12 protein-coding genes are annotated in these 11,954 nt (G+C 66.7%); 5 read left to right on the top strand and 7 right to left on the bottom strand.

Annotation, left to right across the window (positions count from 1 at the left end):
* Positions 1–677 (top strand): lytic murein transglycosylase (locus ACK41U_RS18030; protein ID WP_409683265.1); only part of this gene is annotated, 677 nt, incomplete at its 5' end.
* Positions 678–852: 175 nt separating this feature from the next.
* Positions 853–1,206, top strand: a complete 354-nt coding sequence (locus ACK41U_RS18025; RefSeq protein WP_409683262.1) for a Rap1a/Tai family immunity protein — start codon at positions 853–855, stop codon at positions 1,204–1,206.
* A gap of 577 nt (positions 1,207–1,783) precedes the next feature.
* On the opposite strand, the gene ACK41U_RS18020 is transcribed toward ACK41U_RS18025, so the two are convergent.
* The 6 genes from ACK41U_RS18020 to rsfS all read right to left on the bottom strand — a co-directional run bounded on the left by ACK41U_RS18020 (position 1,784) and on the right by rsfS (position 7,546).
* Positions 1,784–2,266 (bottom strand): RNA pyrophosphohydrolase, encoded by a 483-nt coding sequence (locus ACK41U_RS18020; protein WP_409683259.1) that lies wholly within the window; start codon positions 2,264–2,266, stop codon positions 1,784–1,786.
* Complete coding sequence (locus tag ACK41U_RS18015; protein WP_409683256.1) at positions 2,259–3,677, bottom strand: S41 family peptidase; 1,419 nt, start codon at positions 3,675–3,677, stop codon at positions 2,259–2,261. The genes ACK41U_RS18020 and ACK41U_RS18015 overlap by 8 nt, the downstream gene beginning before the upstream one ends.
* Before the next feature lie 15 nt (positions 3,678–3,692).
* The gene (locus ACK41U_RS18010; protein ID WP_409683254.1) at positions 3,693–4,952 is read right to left on the bottom strand and encodes a murein hydrolase activator EnvC family protein; all 1,260 of its coding nucleotides are present in this window, start codon (positions 4,950–4,952) and stop codon (positions 3,693–3,695) included.
* Complete coding sequence (gpmI, locus tag ACK41U_RS18005; protein ID WP_409683252.1) at positions 4,949–6,463, bottom strand: 2,3-bisphosphoglycerate-independent phosphoglycerate mutase; 1,515 nt, start codon at positions 6,461–6,463, stop codon at positions 4,949–4,951. Before gpmI ends, ACK41U_RS18010 begins: the two co-directional genes overlap by 4 nt.
* A gap of 204 nt (positions 6,464–6,667) precedes the next feature.
* Positions 6,668–7,132, bottom strand: coding sequence for a 23S rRNA (pseudouridine(1915)-N(3))-methyltransferase RlmH (rlmH, locus tag ACK41U_RS18000; RefSeq protein WP_409683249.1), 465 nt, complete (start codon positions 7,130–7,132; stop codon positions 6,668–6,670).
* Between the two features lie 6 nt (positions 7,133–7,138).
* Positions 7,139–7,546 (bottom strand): ribosome silencing factor, encoded by a 408-nt coding sequence (rsfS, locus tag ACK41U_RS17995; protein ID WP_409683247.1) that lies wholly within the window; start codon positions 7,544–7,546, stop codon positions 7,139–7,141.
* A gap of 352 nt (positions 7,547–7,898) precedes the next feature.
* Between rsfS and leuC the strand changes: the two genes are divergently transcribed.
* The 3 genes from leuC to ACK41U_RS17980 are packed head-to-tail and all read left to right on the top strand — an operon-like array spanning position 7,899 to position 11,012.
* On the top strand, positions 7,899–9,332 hold the full coding sequence (leuC, locus tag ACK41U_RS17990) for a 3-isopropylmalate dehydratase large subunit (RefSeq protein ID WP_409683245.1): 1,434 nt from the start codon (positions 7,899–7,901) through the stop codon (positions 9,330–9,332).
* 10 nt (positions 9,333–9,342) lie between these two features.
* Entirely contained in the window at positions 9,343–9,948 is a 606-nt protein-coding gene (gene leuD / locus ACK41U_RS17985; protein WP_409683242.1) for a 3-isopropylmalate dehydratase small subunit, read from the top strand.
* A complete protein-coding gene (locus ACK41U_RS17980; RefSeq protein WP_409683240.1) occupies positions 9,939–11,012 on the top strand; it encodes an endonuclease/exonuclease/phosphatase family protein in 1,074 nt (357 codons plus the stop codon). The genes leuD and ACK41U_RS17980 overlap by 10 nt, the downstream gene beginning before the upstream one ends.
* Here the strand turns inward: ACK41U_RS17980 and ACK41U_RS17975 are convergent.
* Positions 10,998–11,954, bottom strand: a 957-nt coding sequence (locus ACK41U_RS17975; protein WP_409683237.1) for an aminotransferase class III-fold pyridoxal phosphate-dependent enzyme, incomplete at its 5' end; no start/stop codon positions are given. The two genes, ACK41U_RS17980 and ACK41U_RS17975, sit on opposite strands and share 15 nt — an antisense overlap.

Here is an 11,954-nt window from a genome sequence, read left to right as displayed (position 1 = left end):
AGGCGATGCTGGGCAGCTGGGCGGGCGCGATGGGCCACACCCAGTTCATGCCGACCTCGTATCTGGAATATGCCGTCGATTTCAACGGCGACGGCCGCCGCGACATCTGGTCCGAGGATCCCACCGATTCGCTGGCCTCGACCGCGAATTACCTGCGCCGCAATGGCTGGGTGCCGGGCCAGCCCTGGGGGGCCGAGGTGCAGCTGCCCGCGAATTTCAACATGGGTCTGATCGGCAAGGGCACGCGGCGGTCGGCCTCTGACTGGTCGGCGCAGGGCGTTCGCCGCATCGGCGGCGGCGCGCTGCCTGCCGTCAACGGCTCGATCATCATGCCTGCGGGGGCGCGCGGCCCGGCCTTCCTGATCGGCGACAATTTCCGCTCGATCCTGCGCTACAACAACTCGGACAATTACGCGCTTGGCGTGTCCTTTCTGGCCGAGCGGATCGCGAACCGCCCCGGCATTCAGGGGTCCTGGCCGCGCAGCGACCGCCCCCTGTCCACTTCCGAGCGCGAGGAAATCCAGCGCCGCCTGGCCCAACGCGGCTTCTATCAGGGCGAGATCGACGGATTGTTCGGCTCGGTCACGATGGAGGCCGTCGCCGCCTTCCAACGCTCGATCAGCGTGACGCCGGACGGCTATCCGACCTCGGTGCTGCTGGATCAGCTGCGTCGGTGAGGGATATGGGGGGCGTCCGGTGGGGCGCCCCGTCTGCCAACATGGATAGTGCGGACTGAGACAACGGAATATGGGCATTGATGACCACGGTATTTCCTTGTTTCGTGGGCCAACAGGACTGGCAAAGACTAGGTAGCCTTGTCACCTCGCGATTCTGAACCAACAGGGGGAAGGCATGATCAAAAAGCTAGGATCGTTGGCAGCGCTGGCGGTATCAGCTGCGATTTTATTGTCTCAGCTCGCAGGCGCGCAGAATATGAGTGCTGCAAGCGTTCTCATTTCTTGTGGAACACCGGAGGAGTCGTGGATAAGCTTTTGTAACGGTTACACTCAAGCGGTCTACGATAGTGCGAGTGCTATGGGCGTGGAAATTTGTCCCCCGCCGGGGATTACGCGTGCCGCTTTGGCAGATACTGCTTTCCGGGGCCTTGTTGCGTTGCATGGTTCAATCGGTGAGCAGGAAATGCTGGAACTCGACGGAGCGATTGCAGTGCTATCTATCCTGAGCACTGAGTATACCTGTAGCTAGGCTTGTTTTCGTTTTAGGGATTGATGGAGATTACATGCCGGATTTGCCAGCGTGAACCCTAGGTGCAGCAATAGACACGAAGGCGCCATTTTACGCAAATGGCGGTCCGTACCGTTCATTCTGTGCCTAACCTTCGGGTTGGCCAAGCCAGTTGCCAGCGCGCCCACTGTCGCGCCACAGGACAACCAGCCCCACTGCCCGCCAGTCGTGCGCAACTTCCTTGAGGAGATCGGGCTTTTGCCCGATCTGCCTGCCGACACGCCGTCCGTCGTCGTGATCGACCTGCAAGGCACTCCGGTCGATTGCCTGCCAAGAACCCTGACGCCCGCAGATCACGCAAATGCGGTGTGGATGATACACGAAACAAGCAAAATTTCTTTTTCAGACGACACTGCGGGCGACACGTTTCATACTCGGTATGGTCGGGCCTGCATGGTCAGCCTGGGGCGCGGGCAAGATGAAAAGCCATACCTAGGTCTCGTCGTTTCATACGATCCGGGACAGATGACACGTCCGGCTTGCATTCAAAGGGTGCGCAGCAGCATCGAGTACCTGTTAGACGATTCCCGCTAACCCCCTACCGCACCCACTCCCGGAACGCCCCCAGCACTTCCCCATAAACCGCGCGCTTGAAGGGCACGATGCTGTCCAGCAGCGCCTCGGCCTCCATCCATTGCCAGCGGTCAAACTCCGGGTGCTCGGTCTCGATGCTGATATCGGCATCCTCGCCCAGAAAGCGCAGGCACAGCCATTTCTGGCGCTGCCCGCAAAACCGGCCCTTCCAGACGCGGCCCAGCAACTCGGGCGGCAGGTCATAGGTGACCCAGCCCGGCGTCTCGGCCAGAACCTCGACCAGCGCGGGCGCCACCCCCGTCTCCTCGGTCAGTTCGCGCAGGGCGGCCTGATGCGGGGTCTCGCCCGGATCAATGCCGCCCTGCGGCATCTGCCAGGCGCCGGGGCGGTCAAGCCGCTCGCCCGCCCAGATCAGCCCCGCGGGGTTGACCAGAACCACCCCCGCGCAGGGACGATAGGGCAGACCATGCGCACCCGTCTCAGCCATTGGTGCTGGCCGCCCCGCCGCCCCCGGCCCCTTCACCCGTCACGGCGGGCGTCACAGCGGCGGGCACCTGCCCGGCGCGGAAGCTCACCGCCGCCAGACCCTTGAGGACATCGACGGCATAGGCCAGCTGGTAATCCTCGTCGCGCAGGGCGGCGGTGGCGGCCAGTTCGGCGGCCTCGCGTTCCATCAGCTCGCGCTGATCGTCGCTGACCTCATTGCCAAGCGCGCCGCGCAGTTCTGCCTCGGACCGCGAAAAGCTGCTGGCGCTGCGGGCCTCGTCGCCCTCTTCAGACGCGGGCGCGCGCCGGGGCTGGGCCACCAGAATGTCGGGCTGGATGCCCATCGCCTGAATCGACCGCCCCGAGGGCGTGTAGTACCGCGCCGTCGTCAGCCGGATGCCGCTGTCCGCCGTCACCGGCATCACCGTCTGCACGCTGCCTTTGCCAAAGCTCTTTTCGCCCACCACAATCGCGCGGCGGTGATCCTGCAGGGCGCCGGTCACGATTTCCGATGCGCTGGCCGAGCCGCCATTGATCAGCACCACCATCGGCTTGCCCTCGGCCAGATCGCCGGCCTCGGCGTTCCAGCGTTCGCTTTCGGCGGCATCGCGGCCGCGCGTGCTGACGATCTCTCCGGCATCCAGAAACGCATCCGACACCGCGATCGCCTGATTGAGCAGACCGCCCGGATTGTTGCGCAGATCCAGCACGAAGCCGTTCACCTTGTCGATGCCGCCCGCCTCTTCGACGGCGCGGGCCAGTTCGGTCTGCAGCGCATCATAGGTCTCGTCGTTGAAGGTCGAGACGCGCAGGACGACCGCGTTCCCCTCGACCCGGGTGCGCACCACGGTCAGCTTGATCGTGTCGCGCGCCATGGTCAGGTCGAACGGCTCGGTCTCGCCCTCGCGCAGGATGGTGATGGTGATCTCAGAGCCCACCGGGCCGCGCATCATCTCGACGGCGGCGTCCAGCGTCAGCCCCAGCAGCGATTCGCCGTTCACATGGGTGATGAGATCGCCCGACTGCACGCCTGCTTCGGCGGCAGGCGTGTCGTCGATGGGCGAGACGACCTTGACCATCCCCTCTTCCTGACTGACCTCGATCCCCAGACCGCCAAAGCTGCCGCGCGTCTGGGTGCGCATCTCGGAATAGGCATCCGCCGACAGAAAGCCCGAATGCGGGTCCAGCGAGGTCAGCATGCCGTTGATCGCCGCCTCGATCAGCGCCTTGTCATCGGGCGCCTCGACATAGTCGCTGCGGATGCGCTCGAACACATTGCCGAACAGCTCCAGCTGCTCATAGACCGAGACATTGCGCCCCGCCTCCTGCGCGACCAGCGGCCCCGCGATCTGGGTCGTCACCAGCGCCCCGGCCAGCACGCCCCCGATACCTGCGATCAGATAATGTTTCATGGCGGCCTTTCTGCCTCAGTCCTGTTGCGGCTCGACGAACGGATTCAGCACGAACCAGTCCGCCGGGTCCAGCGTTTCATTGCCACGGCGCAGCTCCAGATACAGCGTCTCACTGCGTCCGGCGGCCCCGCCACGGGCGGCATCGGCGACAAAGCGCGCCCCGAATTCCTGTGCGGGGGCCTCGGCCCCCCCCATCAACCCGACAGGATCGCCCGCGCCCAGCACATCGCCCACCTCCCCGAACACCTGCGTGAGACCTGCGAAAATCATAAGATAGCCGCGCGAGGGCTCGGTGATCATCACATTGCCGTAATCCAGGAACGGCCCGCGATAGCGGATTGTCGCAGGCCATGGCGTCTGGACCAGCGCGGCAGGGGCGGTGGCGATCACCCAGCCGGGGCGGCGCACACCGGCGGCATCGGGTTCGTCATAGGGCCGCAGCACCGTGCCCACGACCGGCAGGCGCAGGCTGCCCTGCGCGCCCTCGAAATCCTCCATCGGGGCGCCGACATCCTTTTCCATCCGGGCGATGCCGGTGGCGAATTCGTCCAGCCCTTCGGCAGCCTCGCGCAGCGCCTGCAACTCTTCGGGGTCTTCGCCATAGCGCGCGGGCATCGAGCTGCGATCCCCCGCCGCACTGGCCAGCAGCCTGCGCGCCTCCTGCACCGAGGCCAGCCCGTTGCCCAGCATCGCCGCCGCATTGGCCTGCAGTTCGCGCACGGTAGCAATCTCGTCCAGATCGTCCTGCAACGCCTCGGCCTGCGCGCGCAGCCCCGGCGTGATATCCGACAGGATCATCCCCGAACGCGCATTGGCCACCGCCCCGGCGGGATGCAGCAGCATGGTGCTTTCCGGGCTTTGCCGCAGCGCGGTCATCGCGCCCAGCACGCGCGACAGCTCGGCCCGCTGTGCCTCGAACCGGTCGCGCAGCTCGGCCTCGCGGCCATGGGCCTGCCGCAGCCCGTCGCGCAGGGCGGACAGGCCCAGCTCATAGGCGCGGATCACCTCGGTCAGGGCCACGACCTGATCGTCGGCGGCCACCGCCCCGGCCAGTTCCGACAGCGCCGCGCGCAGCAGGGCGGCGGCGGCCTCGGCATCGGCCACGGCCTGCCGCGCGGGGCTGAGGCCCGCATCCCCGGACAGGTCCGGCCCGCCGGTGACCAGCGCCGGGCCGGTCACATCCTCGACCACCTCCTGCGCGGCAGCAGGGGCGGCGGCCATCGCGGCCAGCAGCGCAAGGGTCAGAGGGGCTCGGGTCAGGGGCGCGCGCATCATTCCCGGATCAGGCTTTCGCCGGTCATCTCACCGGGCCGGTCCAGCCCCATCAGCGCCAGAACCGTCGGCGCCAGATCGGCCAGCCGCCCGTCGCGCAGCTGCGCGCCCGCAGGCCCGCCATACAGGATCACCGGCACCGGGTTCAGCGTATGGGCCGTATGCGCGCCGCCCGTCACCGGGTCGATCATCTGCTCGCAATTGCCGTGATCCGCGCAGATCAGCGCCGCGCCCCCCGCAGCGTCCAGCGCCTCCAGCATCCGCCCCAGCCCCCGGTCCACCGCCTCGCAGGCCCGCGCGGCGGCCTCCAGATTGCCGGTATGGCCGACCATGTCGGGATTGGCATAGTTCACCACGATCAGGTCATAGCCCTGCCCGATCACCTCGACCAGCTTCTCGGTCACCTCGCCCGAGGCCATCTCGGGCGCCAGATCATAGGTCGCGACCCTGGGGCTTTGCGGCATATGGCGGTCCTCGCCCGGCTCGGGGGTTTCCTTGCCGCCATTGAGGAAAAAGGTCACATGGGGGTATTTCTCGGTCTCGGCCAGCCGGAACTGGCGCAGCCCGTGCGCGGCGACCCAGGCCCCCAGCGTATTGACCACCTGCCGCTTGGGATAGGCGGCGGCCATGAAGCTGTCATGCCGGGTGCTGTAATCGACCATCCCCAGCAGCGCCGCCCAGTCCGGCCGCGCCGAGACATCAAAGCCCTGAAACTCCGGGTCGCCGATGGCGGACAGAATCTCGCGCGCCCGGTCGGCCCGGAAATTGAGACAGAAAAACCCGTCCCCGTCCTGCGCGCCGTTATAGGCGTCGATCACAAAAGGCGCCACGAACTCATCCGTCTCGCCCCGCGCCCAGGCGGCGGCCACGGCGGCACCGGCATCCGGCGCATCCTCGCCCCGGCCCAGAACGATGGCATCAAAGGCGCGCTGCACCCGCTCCCAGCGGTTGTCGCGGTCCATGGCATAATAGCGCCCGGTCACGGTGCCGATCCGCGCGCCGTCCGGCAACCCGGCCTCCAGCGCTGCGATGAACCCGTCGGCGGATCTGGGCGCCACATCGCGCCCGTCGGTCACGGCATGGATCACCACCGGCACGCCCGCCCCCGCCACGGCCCGCACAGCGGCCAGCACATGCGACAGATGCCCATGCACACCGCCATCCGAGACAACCCCCATCAGATGCGCGGTCCCGGCACTGGCCTTCAGCCTTGCGACAAAGTCCAGAAGCGCCCCGTTGCGGCCAAAGCTGCCCTCTTCGATGGCCAGATCAATCGCGCCCAGATCCATCGCCACCACCCGGCCCGCGCCGATATTGGTATGCCCGACCTCGGAATTGCCCATCTGCCCGCGCGGCAGGCCCACATCGGGCCCATAGGTCACCAGCGCCGCATGCGGGCAGTCCCGCATCAGCCGGTCGAAATGCGGCGTCGCCGCCCGGTCGGGCGCGCTCTGCTCGGGCCGGTCCGACAGGCCCCAGCCATCAAGAATGCACAGGACAACAGGTTTGGTCATGTCTGCCTCGCGGGTTTTCCCCCTTCTACGCGCCCCGCCCGGCGGCAGCAACCGAAGGACCGGGGGCCAGCCCCCGGACCCCCGGGATATTTATGGACCAATGCAAAGACAAACCATGCCTGCTTTGGTCATGAAATATCCTCAGGGGGGAGTCGCGGCACGCGACGGGGGGCGCGAGCGCCCCCCTTTGCCCGGCCCCGGCCCTTACGCCCGATGATAGGGAGAGCCCGCCAGTATCGTCGCCGCGCGGTACAGCTGTTCGGCCAGCATGACCCGCACCAGCATATGCGGCCAGACCATGCGGCCCAGACTGATCTGCCATTCGGCCCGGTCACGCAGCGAAGTCCCGATCCCGTCGGCGCCGCCGATCACGAAACAGACATCGCGCGCGCCGTCGCGCCAGCCGGCCAGCCGCGCGGCAAAGGTTGGCGAATCGGTCAGATCGCCGCGCTCGTCCAGCGCCACGAGGGCGGCACCGGCGGGGATGGCGCGGCCCAGCAGCTCGGCCTCGGCCGCCATACCGCCACCTTTGGCCTCGACCTCATGCATCCCCACGGCGGGCAGCCCAAGCGAGCGGCCCGTCCGTGCGAAACGCAGCAGGTAATCGTCGACCAGCGCCGCCTCGGGGCATTTCTTCAGCCGCCCCACGGCGGCGATGTCGATGCGCATGGCGCCTCAGGGTTGCGGGCGGGCAGGCTCGCGCAGCCGGGTCAGAGCGTCGGCGGGCATCCACATCTTTTCAAGCTGATAGAACTCGCGCACTTCGGGGCGGAACACATGCACGACCACATCATTGGTGTCGATCAGCACCCAGTCGCCGGTCTCTTTGCCCTCGATCCGGGGGCTGCGGCCGGTGGCCTGCTTGACCCGCTCGGCCAGTTTTTCGGCGATCGCCGATACCTGACGGGAGCTGCGGCCCGATGCGATCACCATGTGATCGGCGATGGCCGAACGTCCGCGCAGGTCGATGCTGACAACATCCTCGGCCTTGTCGTCATCCAGCGATGTCAGGACAAGCGACAGCATCTGATCACCATCATCGGCAGAAGAGGTTGCATCAGAAGCAGCAGTCGCGGTGGTCATGGCCGGCCCTTGGGCCGACGGCACGTCTTGTGACAGGGTTTTATCCTCCGGTCGGCGCGCCGATGAACCCCCGGCGCAGGGGCATCACCAACATAGCATCTTTTCGGCCCATCTCAATCGCCAGCGGTCCGATTCAGGGCGAATGCGCGCCGCGATGCCCTTGCCACAGCGTCACCTTGGCCCTAATGTCACGCCCATGATGCGTTATTTCGATATCCATGACCGCGCGCGCCTGCCGCAGCGCTTCTATGGCGAAACGCTCTGCGTGACCGCGCGGGGCTGATGGCTGGCGGGCGCCTGCCCGCTGCATCTGCCTGCCTGCATCCTGCATCACAGCCGAAAGATCTCAGCCATGACCATTCCCGCAGCCGCTGCGCCGCGCACGCTTTATGACAAAATCTGGGACGCCCATGTGGTGGACCGCCAGCCCGACGGCACCTGCCTTTTGTATATCGACCGCCATCTGGTCCACGAGGTGACCAGCCCGCAGGCGTTCGAGGGGCTGCGCATGACCGGCCGCACGGTGCGCGCGCCCGAACGCACCATCGCCGTGCCCGACCATAACGTGCCCACCACGCTGGACCGCGAAAAGGGCATCGATAACGAGGAATCACGCATTCAGGTCGATGCGCTGGACAAGAACGCCCGCGATTTCGGCGTGGTCTATTACCCGGTCACCGATATCCGGCAGGGGATCGTGCATATCGTCGGCCCCGAACAGGGCTGGACCCTGCCCGGCATGACCGTCGTCTGCGGCGACAGCCACACCGCGACGCATGGCGCATTCGGCGCGCTGGCCCATGGCATCGGCACGTCCGAGGTTGAACATGTGCTGGCCACCCAGACCCTGATTCAGGGCAAATCCAAAAACATGAAGGTCGAGATCACCGGCCGCCTCGCCCCCGGCGTCACCGCCAAGGATGTCGTGCTGGCCATCATCGCCGAGACCGGCACGGCGGGCGGCACCGGCCATGTCATCGAATATTGCGGCGAGGCGATCCGCAACCTGTCGATGGAAGGCCGCATGACCATCTGCAATATGGCCATCGAAGGCGGCGCCCGCGCGGGCCTGATCGCCCCGGATGAGACCACATTCGCCTATGTCAACGGCCGCCCCCACGCCCCCAAAGGCGCCCAATGGGAGGCTGCGGTTGCATGGTGGCGCACGCTGCACAGCGATCCCGATGCCCATTTCGACAAGGTGCTGACGCTGCGCGGCGAGGATATCGCCCCCACCGTCACATGGGGCACCAGCCCCGAGGATGCGCTGCCCATCACCGCATTGGTCCCCGCCCCCGAAAGCTTCACCGGCGGCAAGGTCGATGCCGCGCGCCGCAGCCTTGATTATATGGGCCTGACCGCAGGCACGCCGCTGACCGAGATTGCGATTGATGCGGTCTTTATCGGGTCCTGCACCAATGGCCGGATCGAGGATCTGCGCGCTGCAGCCGATGTGCTGCGCGGGCGAAAGCTGGCCAATGGCGTGCGCGGCATGGTCGTGCCCGGCTCTGGCCTCGTGCGGGCGCAGGCCGAGGAAGAGGGTCTGGATGTGATCTTCACCAATGCCGGTTTCGAATGGCGCCTTGCGGGCTGCTCCATGTGTCTTGGCATGAACCCCGACCAGCTTTCGCCGGGCGAACGCTGCGCTGCGACCTCCAACCGCAATTTCGAGGGGCGGCAGGGCTATAAGGGCCGCACCCATCTGATGAGCCCCGCCATGGCGGCAGCGGCAGGCGTCGCGGGTCATCTGGTCGATATCCGCGAATTCGCGCAAGCCGAGGCATAAGGGACAGATCATGGACAAGTTCACCACGCTGACCGGCATCGCCGCGCCCATGGCTCTGGTCAATATCGACACCGACATGATCATCCCCAAGCAGTTCCTGAAGACCATCAAACGGTCGGGCCTTGGCGTGAACCTGTTTGACGAGATGCGCTATGACCGCGAGGGCAACGAGATCGCCGATTTCGTCCTGAACCAGCCCGCCTATCGCGACGCGCAGATCCTTGTGGCAGGCGATAATTTCGGCTGCGGCTCGTCGCGCGAACATGCGCCCTGGGCGCTGCTGGATTTCGGCATCCGCTGCGTGATCTCGACCAGCTTTGCCGACATCTTCTTTAACAACTGCTTCAAGAACGGCATCCTGCCTGTGGTGCTGCCGCAAGAGGCGGTCGATGCCCTGATGGACGACGCCAAAAACGGCGCCAATGCCCGCCAGACCGTCGATCTTGAGACGCAGACGGTGACCGCATCCGACGGCACCGCCTATCATTTCGACATCGACCCGTTCCGCAAGCATTGCCTGCTGAACGGGCTGGACGATATCGGGCTGACGATGGAAAAGGCGCCCTCGATCGACAGTTACGAGACGCAGATGGCGCAGGCCCGCCCTTGGGTCTGAGGCCGGCGGGTCTGAGGCTGGCGGGTCTGAGGCCGGGGGGTCTGAAACTCGCGGGTCTGAAACTCGCCGCGCTGGCCCTGACCCTCGCCACCCCGGCAGGGGCCCAGACCATCCGCCTTGCCACCTGGAACCCCGGTCTCTCACGCGAGGGGCCGGGCCTTCTTTTGCGCGACATCCAGCGCGCCGATCCGCAGGTTCTTGCGGCGGCGCAGATCATCGCGGCCACCGCCCCCGATGCGATCCTGCTGACCGGCTTTGACTGGGACTATGACGCCCGCGCCCTGACCGCCTTTGCCGGCCTGCTGGCGGATCAGGGCCACCCCATGCCGCACCAGTTCGCGGCCCAGCCCAACAGCGGCATGGCCACCGGGCTGGACATGGACGGCGACGGACGCGCAGGCCGGGCGCGCGATGCGCAGGGCTATGGCAGCTTTACCGGCCAGTCCGGCATGGCGATCCTGTCACGCCTGCCCATCACCGGCACCACCGACCACACGCCGACGCTGTGGCGCGATCTGCCCGGCCACCGCATGCCGGCCAGCCCGCATGCCGATATCCAGCGCCTGTCCTCGACCGCGCATTGGGACGTGGCCCTGCAAACCCCCGCAGGCCCGCTGCATCTGCTGGCCCTGTCGGCCACGCCCCCGGCGTTCGAGCCGCGCAATATCCCCCGCAACCATGATGAGCTGACCTTCTGGCTGCACCACCTGCCCGACGCGCCCTTCGCCATCATCGGCAACCTGAACCTCGATCCCATGGACGGCGACGGCGACCCCACCGCCCTCACCGCTCTGCTGCAGATCACCCAGGACCCCCAGCCACGCGGCGCATTCCAGCCCCCCCAGACCGGCCCCAATGCGGACCACAAGGGCGACCCCGCACTGGACACCGCCGAATATGACCGCCCGCCCGGCAATCTGCGGCTGGACTATATCCTGCCCGCTCAGCACCTGACCGTCACCGATGCGGGCATCCTCTGGCCCGCCCCCGATGATCCGCTGGCCGAAACGGCACGCCTTGCCTCGCATCGCAAACTGGTCTGGCTCGATCTAGACCTCGAATGAGGCCACCGCCCCCCAGGTCAGATCCAGATCGGCGCCGGTGACGCAATAAGGGGGCAGCACATAGACCGTGTTGCCCAAGGGCCGCAGCAGCACCCCCTGCGACATCACATGCGCCCGCATCCGTGGCCCGACCTCGGACAGATAGCCGCCCTCGGGCACCACCAGATCAATCGCCGCAATCGTCCCGCATTGGCGCGGATTGGTGAACCGCCCATCCTGCGCCAAAGTCGCCAGATGCGCCCCCTGCTGTGCGGCCAAATCATCCAGCCGCGCCTGCATCGGACTGGCCTGCCACAACCGCACCTGCGCCAGGGCCGCCGCACAGGCAATCGGGTTCGCGGTATAGCTGGACGAGTGATAAAACGTCCGCCGCCGGTCGACCGAGCGATGCGCCGCAAACACCCGCGCCGATGCCAAAGTCGCAGCCAGCGGCACCACGCCCCCCGTCAACCCCTTGGAGGTGCACAGAATATCAGGCGAGACCCCGGCATGATCGCAGGCCCACAGACGCCCCGTGCGCCCCCATCCGGTCATCACCTCATCTGCGATCATCAGCACGTCATAGCGGTCACAGATCGCGCGCAGCCCGACCAGCACGGCGGCGGGATAGATCCGCATCCCCCCGGCGCCCAGCACCAGCGGCTCAAGGATCAGCGCCGCCATCTGCCCCGATGCGGCCAGTTCCTCGAACGCCGCCAGGGTCGCCGCACCATCGCCCGCAGGAAAGGGCAGCCGGTCCACCGCGAACATCAGCGGGTCATAGGCGGCGTTGAACACCCCCCGCTCGCCCATGCTCATCGTGCCGATGGTGTCGCCGTGATAGCTGTCCTCGATCACCGCGATCCGGTGCCGCCCGTCGCCCTCGTGCCGCCAGTACCCAAGCGCCATTTTCAGCGCGACCTCGACCGCGGTCGAGCCGCTGTCGCTGAAAAACACATGTTC

Source organism: Paracoccus sp. (in: a-proteobacteria) (assembly GCF_046289755.1).
Classification (GTDB): domain Bacteria; phylum Pseudomonadota; class Alphaproteobacteria; order Rhodobacterales; family Rhodobacteraceae; genus Paracoccus.
This window is presented reverse-complemented; position numbering and strand designations above follow the sequence as displayed.

Excerpts from the sequence above, each read along its gene's own strand:
- ACK41U_RS18025 (WP_409683262.1), top strand. The coding sequence starts at position 853 with ATGATCAAAAAGCTAGGATCGTTGGCAGCGCTGGCGGTATCAGCTGCG.
- ACK41U_RS18020 (WP_409683259.1), bottom strand. The coding sequence starts at position 2,266 with ATGGCTGAGACGGGTGCGCATGGTCTGCCCTATCGTCCCTGCGCGGGG.
- ACK41U_RS18015 (WP_409683256.1), bottom strand. The coding sequence starts at position 3,677 with ATGAAACATTATCTGATCGCAGGTATCGGGGGCGTGCTGGCCGGGGCG.
- ACK41U_RS18010 (WP_409683254.1), bottom strand. The coding sequence starts at position 4,952 with ATGATGCGCGCGCCCCTGACCCGAGCCCCTCTGACCCTTGCGCTGCTG.
- gpmI (WP_409683252.1), bottom strand. The coding sequence starts at position 6,463 with ATGACCAAACCTGTTGTCCTGTGCATTCTTGATGGCTGGGGCCTGTCG.
- rlmH (WP_409683249.1), bottom strand. The coding sequence starts at position 7,132 with ATGCGCATCGACATCGCCGCCGTGGGGCGGCTGAAGAAATGCCCCGAG.
- rsfS (WP_409683247.1), bottom strand. The coding sequence starts at position 7,546 with ATGACCACCGCGACTGCTGCTTCTGATGCAACCTCTTCTGCCGATGAT.
- leuC (WP_409683245.1), top strand. The coding sequence starts at position 7,899 with ATGACCATTCCCGCAGCCGCTGCGCCGCGCACGCTTTATGACAAAATC.
- leuD (WP_409683242.1), top strand. The coding sequence starts at position 9,343 with ATGGACAAGTTCACCACGCTGACCGGCATCGCCGCGCCCATGGCTCTG.